Raw genomic sequence first — 17516 nt, 5'->3', positions numbered from 1 at the left:
GACGACCGATGAAGAGACGGCCAAGGAAGGATGACCGCGAGCCGACCCAGGCTCAGCGGTTGTTTCAGCGGATGGTGCGCGAGTGGCTGTGGGTCTGTCTGATCCTGTTGCCGCTGACGGCGATGCTGTCCATGAATCAGGGGCTGGCCCTGAGCAATCTGCTGTATGACAACCTGCGCCGGCTGAGTCCGCTGCCGGTAGACCCGCGAATACTCATCGTCACGATCGATGACTATAGCTTGCAGCAGCTTGGCCAATGGCCGTGGTCGCGGGCCATGCACGCGCAACTGCTGGATCGGCTCGGCGCCGCGAACGTTAAAGGCGTGCTGTTCGACGTTATTTTCAGCGAGCCCGATAGCCATCCCGCCAACGATCAGCTTTTGGCCCAGGCGACCTGTCGAGCCGGGAATGTTTTTGTGCCGTTGCTGCGCGAAGGCGTCGCACGTTATGGACAACCCTTGGGGGAAATTGAACCGGTGGCTGCGCTGAGCCATTGCGCTAAAGGCGTCGGGCACATCAATGCCGAAGCGGACGCTGACGGGATCGTGCGCAGCGTGTATTTAAGCGAAGGCCCGGCGCAAAAAGCACGCCCGCAACTGGCTTGGCTGCTGTACGAAGAATCCCTTACCGACAAGGGAAATGTACCGATGCCTGGTACCCCGGCCCTGGCATCGGCGCAAGGCTGGCAGCGAGCCCATGAAATACGGATTCCTTTCATCCATTCCGACGCGGGCTTTCCCAGTGTGCCCTACGTCAGCGTATTGCGCGGCGAAGTCCCGCCCGAGTTGTTGCGCGATCGCTTGATCCTGATCGGCTCGACCGCTCCAGGCCTGGGCGACCGCTACGTGACACCGCAATCGGCCAGCATCGGCACCACACCGGGCATCGAGATCCAGGCGAATATCCTCAATGGGCTGCTGCAACAGCGCAACATCGTGGTGCTCGATGAGCGCTTGGCGGCGTTGCTGTCGGTGATGATTGTCGGTGAGTTGCTGGGCCTGTTGCTGGTGCGTCCGCGTCGCGCCTTATGGCTGACTTTGGGTGCAATGGCGGCCGCTCTGCTGGGCTCGGGTGTACTGTTGCGGCTTGGCTGGTGGTGGTCACCGGCGGCGAGCCTGCTAGGGATGATGCTGGGCTACCTGATCTGGAATTGGCGAAGGCTGAACGCGGTGCTCGCCTATTTCGGCTGGGAACTGGCGCGCCTGGATGGCGAGCCAAAAGTCTTTCCCGAACGTCGTCGCACCCAGGCCCCGGCCGGCGATGTGCTGCAAGGGCAAATCGTCGCGCTGGAGCAGGCCATGAGCCGGACCCGCGACACCCGACGTTTCATCGCCGATGGACTTGAGTACCTGCCGGTGGCGACGCTGATCAGCGATCCGCAAGGGCGCATTCTGCTGGCCAACCGCAAGGCTCGAGAAGTGTTTTCTCATGGCCTGGTGGGCGAGGACATGCTCGAGCAACTGAGCGACTTGGGTTACCCGGTGCCGTCTAACGGAATGCCATCTGCGTTGTCGACCCTGGAGCCGCTGGAGTTTCGTGACACCCAGGCACGCAGCCTGCGTCTGGACCTGGCGCCGCTGTTGCCGGCCGAGGGTGACTCCGTGATTGGCTGGCTACTAAGCCTCACTGACTTGAGCGTCGAGCGCGATGCCGAAGAACAGCGAGCCGTGTTGTTGCGTTTTTTGTCCCATGACCTCAGGGCTCCCCATTCGGCGATACTGGCCTTGCTCGATGTTCAGCGGCATCAAGTGCCCGGTGACACTCAAGTGTTCAGCCAGATCGAATTACAAGTACGCAAGGCGCTGAACCTGACCGAGGCTTTTGTGCAGTTGGCAAAAGCCGAGTCCGAGGCCTATCAGTTTCAGCCGAGCATGTTCGCGATGTTGTTGCTCGATACCTTCGACCAGGCCTCGAGCATCGCTCATCTGAAGAACATTCAGTTGCTGCATGACCTCGACGAAGACGCTGAAGCGCTGGTTCTGGCCGATCAATCGCTACTGACACGGGCACTGTTCAACCTGTTGGAAAACGCCATCAAGTACAGTCCGGCGGGCTCGCGGATCTCAGTGCGGGTGAGTTATGCCGAAGGTTGGCTACTGTGCGAAATCGCCGATCAGGGTCGAGGGATTGCTGTCGATGAACTTCCTGAGTTGTTCAGTCAGTATCGGCGCTTTACCTCGGCTCACGACAGTGACGGCCTGGGACTGGGTTTGTCCATGGTCAAGGCAGTGGTGGATCGTCATGGCGGGAGGATTTCCTGTCGTAGCGTGGTGGGGCAAGGCTCGACGTTCAGCATCCAGTTACCGCTATTGAGCGAGTAATCCAGACGTTTTCAGCGAGCATAAAAAAACCGGCTATATCAGCCGGTTTTTTACGTCCGAAATAAACTTATGCACCTTTTTCGACGTTTTATTTGCTTAAGAAATATGTATGTAAATCATAAGCTTAAAAACTAAAAACGACGTTTTTCAACAAAACGGTACACAGGTTATCCACAGAATCTCAGACAGCCACTTGATCGGTCGCACTCGGGGCCGCCGGGGCTGCTGGCAGCGAACCCATCTCGCGCTGCATCTGTTCGTTCCAGGCCTGCACCCGATCATTCAGGTCGGCAATGGCTCGCGGCCCACTGCCCTCGGCGTACATCGGCGCGCCAATGATCACGGTGATCACGCCTTGCTGTTTCGCCCACCCGGTTTTTGGCCAGAACTTGCCGGCATTGTGCGCAATCGGCAGTACCGGTAATGACGCATTGACGGCCAACGCGGTGCCACCGCGGGAAAACTTGCCGATCGTGCCATAGGGAACGCGAGTCCCTTCCGGGAAGATCAGTACCCAGACCTTGTCCTTGAGCAGCTCATCGCCCTTCTTCGCCACATGCTTGAGCGCAGCTTTCGGATTGCCACGGTCAATGGCGATCGGTCGCAGCATGGCCATGGCCCAGCCGAAGAACGGAACGTAGAGCAGTTCGCGCTTGAGCACCTGGCTCAGCGGCTCGAAGTAGGCCGAGAGAAAGAATGTCTCCCAGGTGCTCTGGTGGTTCGACTGAATCACGCAGGGCTGGTCAGGCACGTTCTCGGCACCCTTCACTTCATAACGGATACCCAGAAAGACTTTGCTCAGCCATAAGGCGCAGCGGCACCAGTACACGTTGATAAAGCGATAGCGCGCCTTGAATGGCAGAAACGGCGCGATAAAAAAGCTCAGGGTGCACCAGAGCAAAGAGCTGGTGCCCAGCAGCAGGTAAAAGAGGAAAGTTCTGATGGCCTGCAGTATCGACATGGCGACATTTACCGTTGCGGGCATTGCCCGCCTATTCAAGCGCACTCCCGATCAGTCCTTGGTCAGGATGTCAGAAGAGCCTTAGTTGTGGATAAGTTCCGCGGCAATCGCCGCCAGATCGTCAAAAATCAAGGTGCCTGCCGGTAGGGTCTTGCCCTGAGTCTTTTCGCCTTTCCCGGTCTTTACCAAAACTGGCTGACAGTCGACGGCTTTGGCGGCTTCCAGGTCACCGAGAGTATCGCCGACGAACCATAGATTCGTCAGCGAAACGTTGTAATGCGCGGCGATGGTTTTCAACATCCCGGGTTTTGGCTTGCGGCAATCGCAGCCATCGTCTGGGCCGTGCGGGCAATAGACAATTAGCCCGACTTCACCGCCCTGCTCCGCCACCAGCTCGCGCAAGCGAGCGTGCATGGCATCCAGGGTGGCGATGTCGTAATAGCCGCGAGCGATGCCCGACTGGTTGGTAGCGACCGCCACCGTCCAGCCGGCCTTGCTCAACTGCGCGATCGCTTCGATCGAACCAGGGAGAGGAATCCACTCCTCCACCGACTTGATGTACGCGTCGGAGTCGTAATTGATCACTCCGTCCCGATCGAGAATCAGCAGTTTCAACAGCAGCCCCTTAGCCCAGCAGCGAAATGTCGGCGACGCCGAGGAACAAGCCACGCAGACGCGCCAGCAGCGCATAGCGGTTGGCTCGCACCTTGGCATCTTCGGCGTTGACCATCACCGCTTCGAAGAATGCATCTACCGGCTCGCGCAAGGCGGCCAAACGTGCCAGCGATTCGCTGTACTGACGCGCAGCGGCCATTGGCTGAACAGCCTGGTCAGCCTGCTGGATCGCCGAATACAGGGAGAACTCGTTGGCGTTGTCGAAGTATTTGGCTTCAACGACCGAAGGAACGGTGCCTTCGACCTTGCTCAGCAAGTTCGAAACGCGCTTGTTCACCGCGGCCAGGGCTGCGGCTTCCGGCAATTTGCGGAACGCTTCTACCGCTTGTACACGCTGATCGAAGTCCAGCGCCGAACCCGGCTTCAGGGCACGGACCGACAGGTAAGTCCCGACATCAACGCCTTCGTCTTCATAACGGGCACGCAGACGATCGAAGATGAATTCCAGCACCGAGTCATTCAGGCCGGCAGCTTTGACCTTGGTACCGAACGCATTCACGGCAAACGCCACGGCGTCGTTCAGGTCGAGGTCGAGCTTCTTGTCGATCAGGATACGCAATACACCCAGCGCTGCACGGCGCAGGGCGTACGGGTCTTTGCTCCCGGTTGGCAGCATGCCGATACCGAAAATACCCACCAGCGTGTCGAGCTTGTCGGCGATGGCCACGGCCGCACCGGTCAGGGTGGTCGGCAGTTCAGCACCGGCACCGCGCGGCATGTACTGCTCGTTCAGCGCCAGGGCGACTTCTTCCGGCTCGCCGTCGTTGAGGGCGTAGTAGTACCCGGCGACACCTTGCATCTCCGGGAACTCGCCGACCATCTCGGTCGCCAGGTCGCACTTGGACATCAGGCCGGCACGGGAAGCCCAGGCCGGGTTGCCACCAATGCGTTGAGCGATGAACGCGGCGAGCCTGGAAACGCGCTCGGCCTTGTCGTAGACGCTGCCGAGTTTTTCCTGGAACACCACGTTCTGCAGACGCAGGTTGAAGTCTTCGAGTTTCTGCTTCTTGTCTTGCTTGAAGAAGAACTCGGCGTCGGTCAAGCGTGGGCGAACCACTTTCTCGTTACCGGCGATGATCTGCTGCGGGTCTTTGCTTTCGATGTTGGCCACGGTAATGAAACGAGGCAGCAACTTGCCGTCGGCATCCAGCAGGCAGAAATACTTCTGGTTGTCCTGCATGGTGGTGATCAGCGCTTCTTGCGGCACGTCGAGGAAACGTTCTTCGAACGAGCACACCAGCGGCACCGGCCATTCAACCAGCGCGGTCACTTCGTCGAGCAGGCTCGGCGGCACGATCGCCGTACCTTCCTGCAGCGTCGCCAGTTCTTCGGTGCGCTTGCTGATCAGCTCGCGACGCTCGTTGGCGTCGGCCAGCACATAAGCCGCACGCAGATCGCTCAGGTAGTTGGCCGGCGAGGTGATGCGCACGCTTTCAGGATGGTGGAAGCGGTGACCACGGGAATCGCGGCCGGACTTCTGGGCAAGGATGGTGCAGTCGATGACATGGTCACCAAGCAGCATCACCAGCCATTGGGTCGGGCGAACGAATTCTTCTTTGCGAGCACCCCAGCGCATGCGCTTGGGGATAGGCAAATCGTTCAGGGAGTCTTCAACGATGGTCGGCATCAGGCTCGCGGTTGGCTTGCCGGCGATGCTTTGGCTGTAGCGCAGTTTTGGACCGCTCTGATCGATCTCGCTCAGGTCGACACCGCACTTCTTGGCGAAGCCCAGGGCTGCTTGAGTCGGGTTGCCTTCGGCATCGAACGCGGCCTGACGTGGCGGGCCGTCGAGGTTGATGCTGCGATCCGGCTGCTGGGTCGCCAGCGCGGTGATCAGCACGGCCAGACGACGTGGCGCGGCGTAGACGGTTTTGGTTTCGTAGTTCAGGCCGGCAGCTTGCAGGCCTTTGTCGATACCGGCCATAAACGCTTCGGCCAGGGTATTCAGGGCTTTGGGTGGCAGTTCTTCGGTGCCCAGTTCAACCAGAAAATCTTGAGCACTCATTGTGCAGCCTCCAGCTTGGCCAGTACTTCATCACGCAGGTCCGGGGTCGCCATCGGGAAGCCCAGCTTGGCGCGAGCCAGCAGGTAGGCTTGCGCAACGGAACGCGCCAGGGTGCGGACCCGCAGAATGTATTGCTGACGCGCGGTCACCGAGATCGCCCGGCGCGCATCCAGCAGGTTGAAGGTGTGGGAAGCCTTCAACACCATTTCGTAGCTCGGCAACGGCAATGGCTGATCAAGTTCGATCAGGCGCTTGGCTTCGCTTTCATAGAAGTCGAACAACTCGAACAGCTTCTCGACGTTGGCGTGTTCGAAGTTGTAGGTCGACTGCTCCACTTCGTTCTGGTGGAACACGTCGCCGTAGGTCACTTTGCCGAACGGACCGTCAGCCCAGACCAGGTCGTAGACCGAGTCCACGCCTTGCAGGTACATGGCCAGACGCTCAAGACCGTAAGTGATCTCGCCGGTCACCGGGTAGCACTCGATGCCGCCCGCTTGCTGGAAGTAAGTGAACTGCGTCACTTCCATGCCGTTGAGCCAGACTTCCCAGCCCAGACCCCAGGCGCCCAGCGTTGGCGACTCCCAGTTGTCTTCGACGAAACGGATGTCGTGCACCAGCGGGTCGAGGCCCACGTGCTTGAGGGAGCCCAGGTACAGTTCCTGGAAGTTGTCCGGGTTCGGCTTCAGGACTACCTGGAACTGGTAGTAGTGCTGCAGACGGTTCGGGTTTTCGCCGTAGCGGCCGTCAGTCGGGCGACGACTGGGCTGCACATAAGCGGCGTTCCAGGTTTCCGGGCCAATGGCGCGCAGGAACGTGGCAGTGTGGAAAGTGCCGGCGCCTACTTCCATATCGTAGGGCTGAAGTACCACACAACCTTGCTCGGCCCAGTATTGCTGGAGGGCGAGGATCAAGTCTTGGAAGGTACGCACGGCTGGCGTAGGCTGGCTCACGAAATTCACCTGTTTCTTGGGCTGCGATTTAAAGAGCGGGAGTATACCCGATTCGGTCCTGCGCACGCCCCCTGGAGCCTTATGCCACGCTGCTTTTGGTGTACCGAAGATCCGCTGTACATGGCTTATCACGATCAGGAGTGGGGCACGCCGCTACGCGATGCGCAGGGTTTGTTCGAGTTGCTTTTGCTCGAAGGGTTCCAGGCCGGGCTTTCCTGGATCACTGTGTTGCGCAAACGAGAGCGTTATCGCGAGGTGCTGTTTGGCTTCGACGTGCAGCGTGTGGCACAGATGAGCGACGCGGAAATCGATGAATTGATGCTCGATCCGGGGATCATCCGCAATCGCCTCAAACTCAACGCGGCCCGGCGCAATGCCCAAGCCTGGCTGGCGCTGGAGGACCCGGTGGCGTTTCTCTGGTCGTTCGTCGGCGGAGCGCCGGTGATCAATCATTTCAAGGATCGCAGTGAAGTGCCGGCCGTGACACCGGTTGCCGTCGAGATGAGCAAAGGCCTGAAAAAAGCCGGATTCACGTTCGTCGGCCCGACCATTTGTTATGCGTTGATGCAGGCCTCGGGCATGGTCATGGACCACACCCGGGATTGCGATCGCTACGCCACCTTGGCGAACGGCGGTTAGAATAGCCGCCTCGCGCACAGCACAAGATCAGGAGTGACCTGTGGATAAGTTGAAAGGCGCCTTGCTGGTAGGCGCTCTGCGTCTGTTTGCCCTGCTTCCTTGGCGGGCAGTGCAGGCGGTGGGTTCAGCAATTGGCTGGATCATGTGGAAAACCCCCAACCGTTCCCGCAACGTGGTGCGGATCAACCTCGCCAAGTGCTTTCCGCAAATGGACCCCGCCGAACGCGAGCGTTTGGTCGGACAGAGCCTGAAAGACATCGGCAAGTCCCTGACCGAGAGCGCTTGCGCGTGGATCTGGCCGGCCCAGCGTTCCATTGATTTGGTGCGTGAAGTCGAAGGTCTCGATGTGCTTAAAGACGCCCTCGCCTCCGGCAAAGGCGTGGTCGGCATCACCAGCCATCTGGGCAACTGGGAAGTGTTGAACCACTTCTATTGCAACCAGTGCAAACCGATCATTTTCTACCGTCCGCCCAAGCTCAAGGCGGTGGATGAGTTGCTGCGCAAGCAGCGGGTGCAATTAGGTAACCGGGTGGCCGCTTCCACCAAGGAAGGCATCCTCAGCGTGATCAAGGAAGTGCGCAAAGGGGGGGCAGTGGGCATTCCGGCTGACCCGGAACCGGCCGAATCCGCCGGGATCTTCGTGCCATTCTTCGCCACTCAGGCCCTGACCAGTAAATTCGTGCCGAACATGCTGGCCGGCGGCAAAGCGGTCGGCGTGTTCCTGCATGCCCTGCGGCTACCGGACGGTTCGGGTTACAAAGTGATCCTCGAAGCTGCCCCGGAGGCTATGTACAGCACCGATACCGAAACCTCCTGTGCGGCGATGAGCCAAGTGGTCGAGCGCTATGTGCGGGCTTATCCGAGCCAGTACATGTGGAGCATGAAGCGCTTCAAGAAGCGTCCGCCGGGCGAAGAACGCTGGTACTGAGGCTGCTGTGGATAATCCCCGCTGAAAATCAAAAGATCGCAGGCTTCCGTAGGAGCTGCCGCAGGCTGCGATCTTTTGATCTTTGGCCTGAGTTACCTCTGATCAGTACGCCTGACGCTCAAGCTTTTTCAGAAACACCGTCATCTCCTTCTCGGCCTGTTTGTCGCCATGGTTGCGGGCGGCTTCCAGGCCCTGTTCCCAGGCCTGACGTGCCGCCGCGTAATCCGCCAGCGCCAGATGGGCCTTGCCCAATAGCTTCCAGGCCGCCGAATACTTCGGATCGAACTCGACGCAGCGCTGGAAATGCTCTGCGGCTTTGGCATTTTCACCCAGATCCAGATAACCCTTGCCCAGACCGAAGCGCAGCAGGGAGTTATCCACACCCTTGGCGAGCATTTTTTCCAGGGATTCGATCATCGGTGCTTCCTCAGTCAGTGATCATTCCCACGCTCCGCGTGGGAATGCAGCCCGGGACGCGCTGCGTCCCATTCAAAGCCGAACGCGGAGCGTCCGTTGAGGCATTCCCACGCAGAGCGTGGGAACGATCATCAGAAGAAGCTCAACCCCACATGGAACAGCTTTTCCACATCCCGAATATGCTTTTTATCCACAAGGAACAGAATCACATGGTCGCCGGCTTCGATCACTGTGTTGTCGTGGGCGATGATCACTTCTTCGTCGCGGATGATCGCGCCAATGGTGGTTCCTGGTGGCAGGCCGATGTTTTCAATGGCCTTGCCGATCACCTTGCTCGACTTCGAATCACCGTGGGCGATGGCCTCAATGGCTTCCGCCGCACCTCGACGCAATGAGTGCACGCTGACGATATCGCCGCGCCGCACGTGGGCCAGTAACGTGCCGATGGTCGCCAATTGCGGGCTGATGGCGATGTCGATGTCGCCACCCTGGATCAGGTCGACGTAGGCCGGGTTGTTGATGATCGTCATCACCTTCTTCGCGCCCAGGCGCTTGGCCAGTAGCGACGACATGATGTTGGCTTCGTCGTCGTTGGTCAGCGCCAGGAAGATATCGGCGTCGGCGATGTTCTCCTCGATCAGCAAGTCGCGGTCGGAGGCACTGCCCTGCAACACCACGGTGCTGTCGAGGGTATCCGAGAGATGGCGGCAGCGGGCCGGGTTCATCTCGATGATCTTTACCTGATAGCGACTTTCGATGGCCTCGGCCAAGCGCTCGCCAATCTGCCCGCCGCCAGCGATGACGATACGTTTGTAGCTCTCATCGAGGCGGCGCATTTCGCTCATCACCGCGCGAATATTCGCTTTGGCGGCGATGAAAAATACTTCATCGTCGGCCTCGATCACCGTATCGCCCTGGGGCAGGATCGGCCGGTCACGACGGAAAATCGCCGCAACGCGGGTTTCGACGTTCGGCATGTGTTCACGCAACTGGCGCAATTGCTGACCCACCAGCGGACCGCCGTAATAGGCTTTCACTGCCACCAGTTGCGCCTTGCCTTCGGCGAAGTCGATTACCTGCAACGCACCCGGATGCTGGATCAGGCGCTTGATGTAATTGGTAACGACTTGCTCCGGACTGATCAACACGTCGACCGGAATCGCTTCGTTATCGAACAGTTCGGCGCGGGTCAGGTACGCGGCTTCGCGGACCCGGGCGATCTTGGTCGGTGTGTGAAACAGAGTGTGAGCGACCTGACAGGCCACCATGTTGGTTTCGTCACTGTTGGTCACTGCAACCAACATGTCGGCGTCGTCGGCACCGGCCTGACGCAGGATGGTCGGCAGCGAACCGCGACCTTGCACGGTGCGGATGTCCAGCCGATCGCCGAGGTCACGCAGGCGTTCGCCATCGGTGTCGACCACGGTGATGTCGTTGGCCTCGCTGGCCAAGTGTTCCGCCAGCGAACCGCCGACCTGCCCTGCGCCGAGGATGATGATTTTCATCCAGTCACTCCCTTAAAACCGGTTAACCGCGCGCGGCGGCAATCTTGATCAGCTTGGCGTAGTAGAACCCGTCGTGGCCGCCTTCCTGGGCCAGTAATTGGCGACCATGGGGCTGCTTGATGCCGGCCTGACTGGCGATGTCGAGTTCACGGGCACCCGGTGTGCGAGCGAGGAACGCTTCGATGACTTCGGTGTTCTCGGTCGGCAGTGTGGAGCAGGTGGCGTAAAGCAGAATGCCGCCCACTTCCAACGTTATCCACATAGCGTCAAGCAATTCGCCCTGAAGCACCGCCAATGCGGCAATGTCGTCGGGTTGGCGAGTCAGTTTGATGTCCGGGTGACGACGAATCACACCGGTAGCCGAGCATGGCGCGTCCAGCAGAATGCGTTGGAATGGCTTGCCGTCCCACCAGGTCGCGGTGTCGCGGCCGTCGGCGGCGATCAGTTCGGCGCTCAGGCCCAGGCGTGCAAGGTTTTCTCGTACACGCACCAGACGCTTGGCTTCCAGATCCACCGCCACCACGCCGGCGAGTGCCGGCTCGGCTTCAAGGATGTGGCAGGTCTTGCCGCCCGGTGCGCAGCAGGCGTCCAGCACCCGTTGGCCTGGCGCCAGGTCCAGCAGGTCGGCAGCCAGTTGCGCGGCTTCGTCCTGCACGCTGATCCAGCCTTCGGCGAAACCCGGGAGGCTGCGCACGTCGGCCGCTGCGTCGAGGATAATGCCGTCCTGACTGTAAATGCACGGCGTGGCAGCGATGCCCGCTTCGGTCAGCAACCCGAGATAAGCATCGCGGGTGTGATGGCGACGGTTGACCCGCAAAATCATCGGCGGGTGAGCGTTGTTTGCCGCGCAAATGGCTTCCCACTGCTCGGGCCAGAAGGCTTTGAGGGATTTTTGCAGCCAGCGCGGGTGAGCGGTGCGCACCACTGGGTCGTGCTCCAGTTCGGCCAGCAGCGCTTCGCTTTCCCGTTGGGCGCGGCGCAAAACGGCGTTGAGCAAGGCTTTGGCCCACGGCTTTTTCAGTTTTTCGGCGCAACCGACGGTTTCACCGATGGCCGCGTGGGCCGGAACCCGGGTGTAGAGCAGTTGGTAGAGGCCGACCAGCAATAGCGCCTCGACATCGGCATCAGCTGCCTTGAACGGCTTTTGCAGCAACTTGGCCGCCAGCGCCGACAAACGTGGCTGCCAGCGAGCCGTGCCAAATGCCAGGTCCTGGGTGAAGCCGCGATCGCGGTCTTCGACCTTGTCCATTTGCGTCGGCAGAGAACTGTTGAGTGAGGCTTTTCCGTTAAGAACAGCGGCCAATGCCTTGGCGGCGGCCAGACGTGGATTCATTGAGCGTCCGCCGCTTGACCGAGAACGGTGCCGAGGGCGAATTTCTCACGACGGCTGTTGAACAAGTCGCTGAAGTTCAGCGCCTTGCCGCCGGGCAACTGCAGACGGGTCAGGCACAGTGCCTGTTCACCGCAGGCGACGACCAAGCCGTCCTTGCTGGCGCTGAGGATTTCACCCGGCGCGCCCTGCCCTTCGGCCAGGCTCGCAGCCAACACTTTCAGCGCTTCGCCGTTCAGCGTGCTGTGGGTAATCGGCCAAGGGTTGAAGGCGCGAACCAGACGCTCCAGCTCAACCGCCGGGCGGCTCCAGTCGATGCGCGCTTCGTCCTTGTTCAATTTGTGTGCGTAGGTGGCGAGGCTGTCGTCCTGCACTTCGCCTTCCAGAGTGCCTGCAGCCAGGCCGGCAATCGCCTGCACCACGGCCGGTGGGCCCATCTCTGCGAGACGATCATGGAGGCTGCCGCCGGTGTCTTCTGCGCTGATCGGCGTGGTGACTTTGAGCAACATCGGCCCGGTATCCAGACCCAGTTCCATACGCATCACGGTCACGCCGCTCTCGCTATCGCCCGCCTCAACGGCGCGCTGGATCGGCGCCGCACCGCGCCAGCGTGGCAGCAATGAAGCGTGGCTGTTGATGCAACCCAGGCGCGGAATATCCAGCACCACTTGCGGCAGGATCAGGCCGTAGGCGACCACCACCAGCAAATCCGGTTTCAGTGCGGCCAGTTCAGCCTGAGCGTCTTCGTTGCGCAGGGTCGGTGGTTGCAACACCTGGATGTTGTGCTCCAGAGCCAACTGCTTGACCGGGCTTGGCATCAGCTTCTGCCCACGGCCTGCCGGACGGTCCGGTTGGGTGTAGACCGCAACGATCTCGTAAGGACTGTCGAGCAGGGCCTTGAGGTGTTCGGCGGCGAATTCCGGGGTACCGGCAAAGACAATGCGCAGTGGCTCAGTCATGGGGAAGCTCTCAATTACAAAGCAGTCGCAAAAGAAAAAGGCTTGCCGCAGCAAGCCTTTGAAAGAAGGGCATCAAGCGTTCTGGCGATGGAGCTTTTCCAGTTTCTTCTTGATCCGGTCGCGTTTGAGCGTGGACAGGTAATCAACGAACAATTTGCCGTTGAGGTGGTCGCATTCATGCTGGATGCATACCGCAAGCAGGCCTTCGGCGATCAGTTCGTACGGTTGGCCGTCGCGGTCCTGGGCCTTGATCTTGACCTTTTGCGGGCGATCGACGTTTTCGTAGAAGCCCGGCACCGAGAGGCAGCCTTCCTGGTACTGGTCCACCTCATCAGTCAGGACTTCGAACTCGGGGTTGATGAACACTCGCGGTTCGCTGCGGTCTTCGGAGAGGTCCATTACGACGATACGTTTGTGCACGTTGACCTGGGTCGCGGCGAGGCCGATGCCTGGCGCTTCATACATTGTTTCAAACATGTCATCGACCAACTGACGCACTTCGTCGTCCACTACAGCCACTGGTTTGGCGATAGTACGCAGGCGCGAGTCGGGGAATTCGAGGATGTCTAAAATGGCCATAAGCTCAATTGCTGCACGTGTGAGGTAAAGTCGGGTCGATGGCCTGGCGAGTCCGAGGATGCAGGCTACCGTTGTGAACGTAGCTTCCCGCTTTTCAATAATGAGCCGGAAGCGAGCCACGAGGGCTCTGGCGTTTCACGCGAACGTACATAATAAAGGGATTCACCGCATGAGGAAATCACTACTCGCCTTGCTCCTTCTGGCCTCGGCCGGTTTTGCGCATGGGCAAGTGCAACTCAGGGAAGGTTTTCCACAGCAATACACCGTAGTGGCAGGGGACACACTCTGGGACATTTCCGCCAAATACCTGCGTGAGCCGTGGGAATGGCCGCAGCTTTGGCAGGCCAATCCACAGATCGAAAACCCCAATCTCATCTATCCGGGCGATACGCTATCGCTGGTCTACGTCAACGGTCAGCCACGCCTGACCCTTAATCGCGGCGCTTCCCGGGGCACCATCAAGCTTTCGCCACGAATCCGCAGCTCGCCGGTGGCCGATGCCATTCCGAGCATCCCGCTGAAATCGATCAACAGCTTTCTGCTGAGCAATCGCATCGTCGACAAGGCGGAGGATTTCGACAAGGCGCCCTACATCGTCGCTGGCGATGCCGAACGGGTGCTCAGTGGCACCGGTGATCGAATATTCGCGCGTGGCCATTTCGACCCGGCACAACCGGTGTACGGCATCTTCCGTCAGGGCAAGGTCTACACCGATCCGCAGAGCAAGGAGTTTCTGGGGATCAACGCCGACGACATCGGTGGCGGCGAGATCATTGCCACTGAAGGCGACGTCGCCACCCTGGCCCTGCAACGCACCACTCAGGAAGTGCGACTCGGCGACCGCTTGTTCGGCGGCGAAGAACGCTCGATCAATTCGACCTTCATGCCCAGTGCCCCGACAACCGAAATCAACGGCTTGATTATTGATGTGCCGCGTGGGGTCACCCAGATCGGCGCGCTGGATGTCGTCACGCTCAACAAAGGGCAGCGCGATGGCCTGGCCGAAGGCAATGTGCTGGTGGTGATGAAAACCGGTGAAACCGTGCGTGACCGGATTACCGGTCAGCCATTGAAAATTCCCGACGAGCGGGCCGGGCTGCTGATGGTATTCCGCACCTACGACAAGCTCAGCTACGGGCTGGTCCTTAACGCATCGCGCTCCCTGGCGGTGATGGACAAGGTGCGAAATCCTTAAGCCTGCTAACAAGTTACCAACAGAGTTATCCACAGCTTATTCCCGATTCGACGGGACTATATAACGATCAAGGATGATCCATGTCGCTGTCTGCCTGTACGTCCATTTCCCCTGCGGAACTGGAAGCCCGTTTACGCCTGCATCGTTTACCGGAACTCGGCCCTGCGCGTTTCAAGAAGTTGCTTGAGGCCTTTGGCTCTGCCTCCAAAGCCATCAGCGCACCGGCTAGCGCCTGGCGTGCATTGGGCCTGCCACTCGCCTGCGCGGAAGCCCGGCGCTCCAGCGAAATTCGTGACCGCGCCAGTCATGCATTAGCCTGGTTAGAGCGCCCGGGCCAGCATTTACTGATGTGGGACCAACCTGACTACCCCGCGTTGCTGGCGCAAATCAGTGATGCGCCGCCGCTGTTATTCGCCGCAGGCGATCCGGGAATTCTGGAAAAACCACAGCTGGCGATGGTCGGCAGCCGTCGTGCTTCGCGACCGGGCATGGACACCGCCGCCGCGTTTTCCCGCACGCTGGCCGGCGCCGGTTTTGTCATCACCAGCGGTCTGGCCCTGGGCATCGATGCTGCGGCGCATCAGGCGGCTCTGGACGTTGGCGGGCAAACGGTCGGCGTACTTGGCACGGGGCTTGAAAATTTTTATCCACAGCGAAACCGGCGACTGGCGGACGCCATGATCGCCTCGGGAAGCGCGGTCCTTTCGGAGTTCCCGCTGGACGCCGGCCCTTCCCCCAGCAACTTCCCCCGGCGCAATCGAATCATCAGCGGTTTGTCCCTCGGCGTGCTCGTGGTCGAGGCGAGTGTTGCCAGTGGTTCGTTGATCACCGCGAGGCTGGCGGCGGAACAGGGGCGTGAGGTGTATGCGATTCCAGGATCGATCCATCACCCTGGGGCAAAGGGTTGCCATCAACTGATCCGCGACGGTGCGGTGCTGGTGGAAACCATAGAACACATCCTCGAAGCGTTGCGCGGCTGGCAACGGTTGCCGTTATCCACAGAAACACCGACAGAAACTCACCCGCTGCTCATATTGCTCCATGCAGCGCCCCACACCAGTGAAGCCTTGGCGGTCACCAGTGGCTGGGCGTTGTCCAAAGTGCTGGCAGCGCTGACGGAACTGGAAATGGACGGCAGGGCAGTCTGCGAAAGCGGCCGATGGTTTGCGCGGGTAAACTAGGTTTTATAAGCAGGATCGGTAAACTGCGCAGAGCCTTATTCCGGAGAATCTTTCATGGTTAACAGTTGGCGTGTGCAACAAGCCGCACGAGAAGTTCGCGCCGGGGCGGTCATTGCCTATCCAACCGAAGCTGTCTGGGGTCTGGGTTGCAACCCGTGGGACGAAGAGGCGGTGGATCGTCTGCTGCTGATCAAGGGACGGTCTGTGGATAAAGGCCTGATTCTGGTGGCCGACAATATCCGCCAGTTCGACTTCCTCTTCGAAGACTTCCCTGAATTGTGGATGGATCGCATGGCCAGCACCTGGCCAGGCCCGAACACCTGGCTGGTGCCGCATCAGAATATGTTGCCCCAGTGGATTACCGGTGTGCATGAAACGGTGGCGTTGCGGGTTAGCGATCACCCACTGGTGCGGGATTTGTGTGCGTTGGTCGGGCCGTTGGTTTCAACCTCGGCCAACCCTCAGGGGCGGCCGGCGGCGCGGACGCGGATTCGCGTGGAGCAGTATTTCCGCGGGCAGGTTGATTGGGTGCTGGGTGGCAATCTGGGTGGGCGCAAGAATCCGAGCGTGATCCGCGATCTGGCCACCGGCCACGTTGTGCGCCCGGATTAAGACCGTGTCATCGTTCATCGCGGGCAAGCCTCGCTCCCACAGATCCGAGTCGTACACGAATAATGTGCACGACCGAAATCCTGTGGGAGCGGGCTTGCCCGCGATGGCGTCCTCAAGGCAATAGAATCGTCGAGCCAGTCGTGCGCCGCGCTGACAATTCGGTCTGTGCTTTCGCCGCTTCTGCCAGTGGATAGCGCTGGCTGATGTCCACCGTAAGCTTCCCGCTGATGATCATCTCGAACAACTCATCGGCCATGCTTTGCAGGTTTTCAGCGTTGTTGGCGTAGGTCGCCAGGGTCGGTCGGGTCACGTACAGCGAACCCTTCCCCGCGAGAATCCCCAGGTTCACTCCGTCTACTGCGCCCGAAGCATTACCGAAACTCACCACCAGCCCCCGAGGCGCGACGCTATCGAGCGACGTCAGCCAGGTGTCTTTGCCTACGCCGTCGTACACCACCGGCACTTTTTTACCGTCAGTCAATTCCAGCACGCGTTGTGCGACGTTTTCATGGCTGTAATCGATGGTCGCCCAGGCACCATTGGCTTTCGCCAGGGTGGCTTTCTCTGCTGAACTGACCGTGCCAATCAGCTTCACGCCCAAGGCCTTGGCCCATTGGCAGGCCAAAGAGCCGACGCCACCCGCCGCTGCGTGGAACAGGATGGTTTCGCCACCCTTGAGTTCATATGTCTGACGCAGCAGGTACTGCACGGTCAGGCCTTTGAGCATCACGCCGGCGGCTTGTTCGAAGCTGATGGCATCTGGCAGATGTACCAGATTGGCTTCCGGCAATACATGAACGTCGCTATAAGCGCCCAATGGGCCACTGCCGTACGCCACGCGATCGCCGATCTTGAAACGTGTGACTTCGCTGCCGACTGCTTCGACCACGCCCGCGCCTTCAGCGCCCAGGCCCGACGGCAAGGCAGGTGGCGCATAAAGGCCACCGCGGTAATAGGTGTCAATGAAGTTCAGGCCGATAGCCTTGTTGGTCACGCGCACCTGCAGCGGGCCGGGTTCGGCGGGCTGGTAATCGACATGCTCGAGTACTTCGGGGCCGCCATGGGCACGGAACTGGATACGCTTTGCCATCTGCACTTTCCTTGGGTCTTGGATTCTAGAGTTGTAGCGCGAAGCGTTCTATCGAACTCCCAAGCTTGACCTTCGTCAACTGCGACGGCACAAGGTGCAGTGTTATCCTACGCAGCAATTTGCCGCCGGCCTGTATGAGCGCCGCGTAGCTTTGCCCGATTCAAGGTGA

16 protein-coding genes are annotated in these 17516 nt (G+C 59.9%); 6 read left to right on the top strand and 10 right to left on the bottom strand.

The features are described 5' to 3' along the window. Positions 1 to 8: 8 nt before the first annotated feature. Entirely contained in the window at positions 9 to 2321 is a 2313-nt protein-coding gene (locus AC1RQB_RS11620) for a CHASE2 domain-containing protein (RefSeq protein ID WP_063342024.1), read from the top strand. Between the two features lie 181 nt (positions 2322 to 2502). Here the strand turns inward: AC1RQB_RS11620 and AC1RQB_RS11615 are convergent, their stop codons facing one another. The 4 genes from AC1RQB_RS11615 to glyQ all read right to left on the bottom strand — a co-directional run bounded on the left by AC1RQB_RS11615 (position 2503) and on the right by glyQ (position 6912). Beyond that, positions 2503 to 3282, bottom strand: coding sequence for a lysophospholipid acyltransferase family protein (locus AC1RQB_RS11615; protein ID WP_063342023.1), 780 nt, complete (start codon positions 3280 to 3282; stop codon positions 2503 to 2505). 81 nt (positions 3283 to 3363) lie between these two features. Next, positions 3364 to 3903 carry a D-glycero-beta-D-manno-heptose 1,7-bisphosphate 7-phosphatase gene (gene gmhB / locus AC1RQB_RS11610; RefSeq protein WP_162830932.1) on the bottom strand — a complete coding sequence of 180 codons (540 nt, stop codon included), beginning with the start codon at positions 3901 to 3903 and terminating at the stop codon, positions 3364 to 3366. Positions 3904 to 3907: 4 nt separating this feature from the next. Next, complete coding sequence (gene glyS, locus AC1RQB_RS11605) at positions 3908 to 5962, bottom strand: glycine--tRNA ligase subunit beta (RefSeq protein WP_008076325.1); 2055 nt, start codon at positions 5960 to 5962, stop codon at positions 3908 to 3910. Beyond that, entirely contained in the window at positions 5959 to 6912 is a 954-nt protein-coding gene (gene glyQ, locus AC1RQB_RS11600) for a glycine--tRNA ligase subunit alpha (RefSeq protein ID WP_003213601.1), read from the bottom strand. The genes glyS and glyQ overlap by 4 nt, the downstream gene beginning before the upstream one ends. 81 nt (positions 6913 to 6993) lie before the next feature. On the opposite strand from glyQ, the gene tag reads away from it, so the two are divergent. Both tag and AC1RQB_RS11590 read left to right on the top strand, forming a co-directional pair. Continuing rightward, positions 6994 to 7551, top strand: a complete 558-nt coding sequence (gene tag, locus AC1RQB_RS11595; protein ID WP_063342022.1) for a DNA-3-methyladenine glycosylase I — start codon at positions 6994 to 6996, stop codon at positions 7549 to 7551. Positions 7552 to 7591: 40 nt separating this feature from the next. Then, positions 7592 to 8479, top strand: a complete 888-nt coding sequence (locus tag AC1RQB_RS11590; RefSeq protein WP_063342021.1) for a lysophospholipid acyltransferase — start codon at positions 7592 to 7594, stop codon at positions 8477 to 8479. Positions 8480 to 8581: 102 nt separating this feature from the next. Here AC1RQB_RS11590 and AC1RQB_RS11585 read toward each other — a convergent pair whose 3' ends face one another. From AC1RQB_RS11585 to def, 5 genes are all read right to left on the bottom strand, one after another. Continuing rightward, positions 8582 to 8896: a tetratricopeptide repeat protein gene (locus tag AC1RQB_RS11585; RefSeq protein ID WP_063342020.1), complete on the bottom strand. Its 315-nt coding sequence runs from the start codon at positions 8894 to 8896 to the stop codon at positions 8582 to 8584. 131 nt (positions 8897 to 9027) lie between these two features. Continuing rightward, complete coding sequence (trkA, locus tag AC1RQB_RS11580) at positions 9028 to 10401, bottom strand: Trk system potassium transporter TrkA (RefSeq protein ID WP_008076315.1); 1374 nt, start codon at positions 10399 to 10401, stop codon at positions 9028 to 9030. A 22-nt stretch (positions 10402 to 10423) separates the two neighbouring features. Beyond that, entirely contained in the window at positions 10424 to 11734 is a 1311-nt protein-coding gene (gene rsmB / locus AC1RQB_RS11575; protein ID WP_063342019.1) for a 16S rRNA (cytosine(967)-C(5))-methyltransferase RsmB, read from the bottom strand. Continuing rightward, positions 11731 to 12690, bottom strand: a complete 960-nt coding sequence (gene fmt, locus AC1RQB_RS11570; protein ID WP_063342018.1) for a methionyl-tRNA formyltransferase — start codon at positions 12688 to 12690, stop codon at positions 11731 to 11733. Before fmt ends, rsmB begins: the two co-directional genes overlap by 4 nt. Before the next feature lie 72 nt (positions 12691 to 12762). Beyond that, positions 12763 to 13269 carry a peptide deformylase gene (gene def, locus AC1RQB_RS11565; RefSeq protein WP_007902944.1) on the bottom strand — a complete coding sequence of 169 codons (507 nt, stop codon included), beginning with the start codon at positions 13267 to 13269 and terminating at the stop codon, positions 12763 to 12765. A 169-nt stretch (positions 13270 to 13438) separates the two neighbouring features. Between def and AC1RQB_RS11560 the strand changes: the two genes are divergently transcribed. The 3 genes from AC1RQB_RS11560 to tsaC all read left to right on the top strand — a co-directional run bounded on the left by AC1RQB_RS11560 (position 13439) and on the right by tsaC (position 16257). Next, positions 13439 to 14464, top strand: a complete 1026-nt coding sequence (locus tag AC1RQB_RS11560; RefSeq protein ID WP_063342017.1) for a LysM peptidoglycan-binding domain-containing protein — start codon at positions 13439 to 13441, stop codon at positions 14462 to 14464. An 80-nt stretch (positions 14465 to 14544) separates the two neighbouring features. Continuing rightward, complete coding sequence (dprA, locus tag AC1RQB_RS11555) at positions 14545 to 15645, top strand: DNA-processing protein DprA (protein WP_063342016.1); 1101 nt, start codon at positions 14545 to 14547, stop codon at positions 15643 to 15645. A gap of 54 nt (positions 15646 to 15699) precedes the next feature. Continuing rightward, entirely contained in the window at positions 15700 to 16257 is a 558-nt protein-coding gene (tsaC, locus tag AC1RQB_RS11550) for an L-threonylcarbamoyladenylate synthase type 1 TsaC (protein ID WP_007902933.1), read from the top strand. Positions 16258 to 16369: 112 nt separating this feature from the next. Here the strand turns inward: tsaC and AC1RQB_RS11545 are convergent, their stop codons facing one another. Further along, on the bottom strand, positions 16370 to 17347 hold the full coding sequence (locus AC1RQB_RS11545; RefSeq protein ID WP_207267422.1) for an NADPH:quinone reductase: 978 nt from the start codon (positions 17345 to 17347) through the stop codon (positions 16370 to 16372). Positions 17348 to 17516: the final 169 nt, after the last annotated feature.

The organism is Pseudomonas sp. GW822-FHT02E03, from assembly GCF_058802325.1.
Note: the sequence above shows the minus strand (reverse complement) of the source record. Positions and strands in the feature narration are given on the sequence as shown.

Bases quoted from the DNA above. Each gene is read 5' to 3' on its own strand.
- trkA (WP_008076315.1), bottom strand. From the start codon at position 10,401: ATGAAAATCATCATCCTCGGCGCAGGGCAGGTCGGCGGTTCGCTGGCG.
- AC1RQB_RS11615 (WP_063342023.1), bottom strand. From the start codon at position 3,282: ATGTCGATACTGCAGGCCATCAGAACTTTCCTCTTTTACCTGCTGCTG.
- tag (WP_063342022.1), top strand. From the start codon at position 6,994: ATGCCACGCTGCTTTTGGTGTACCGAAGATCCGCTGTACATGGCTTAT.
- glyS (WP_008076325.1), bottom strand. From the start codon at position 5,962: ATGAGTGCTCAAGATTTTCTGGTTGAACTGGGCACCGAAGAACTGCCA.
- def (WP_007902944.1), bottom strand. From the start codon at position 13,269: ATGGCCATTTTAGACATCCTCGAATTCCCCGACTCGCGCCTGCGTACT.
- fmt (WP_063342018.1), bottom strand. From the start codon at position 12,690: ATGACTGAGCCACTGCGCATTGTCTTTGCCGGTACCCCGGAATTCGCC.
- AC1RQB_RS11560 (WP_063342017.1), top strand. From the start codon at position 13,439: ATGAGGAAATCACTACTCGCCTTGCTCCTTCTGGCCTCGGCCGGTTTT.
- rsmB (WP_063342019.1), bottom strand. From the start codon at position 11,734: ATGAATCCACGTCTGGCCGCCGCCAAGGCATTGGCCGCTGTTCTTAAC.
- AC1RQB_RS11620 (WP_063342024.1), top strand. From the start codon at position 9: ATGAAGAGACGGCCAAGGAAGGATGACCGCGAGCCGACCCAGGCTCAG.
- AC1RQB_RS11585 (WP_063342020.1), bottom strand. From the start codon at position 8,896: ATGATCGAATCCCTGGAAAAAATGCTCGCCAAGGGTGTGGATAACTCC.
- tsaC (WP_007902933.1), top strand. From the start codon at position 15,700: ATGGTTAACAGTTGGCGTGTGCAACAAGCCGCACGAGAAGTTCGCGCC.
- AC1RQB_RS11545 (WP_207267422.1), bottom strand. From the start codon at position 17,347: ATGGCAAAGCGTATCCAGTTCCGTGCCCATGGCGGCCCCGAAGTACTC.
- dprA (WP_063342016.1), top strand. From the start codon at position 14,545: ATGTCGCTGTCTGCCTGTACGTCCATTTCCCCTGCGGAACTGGAAGCC.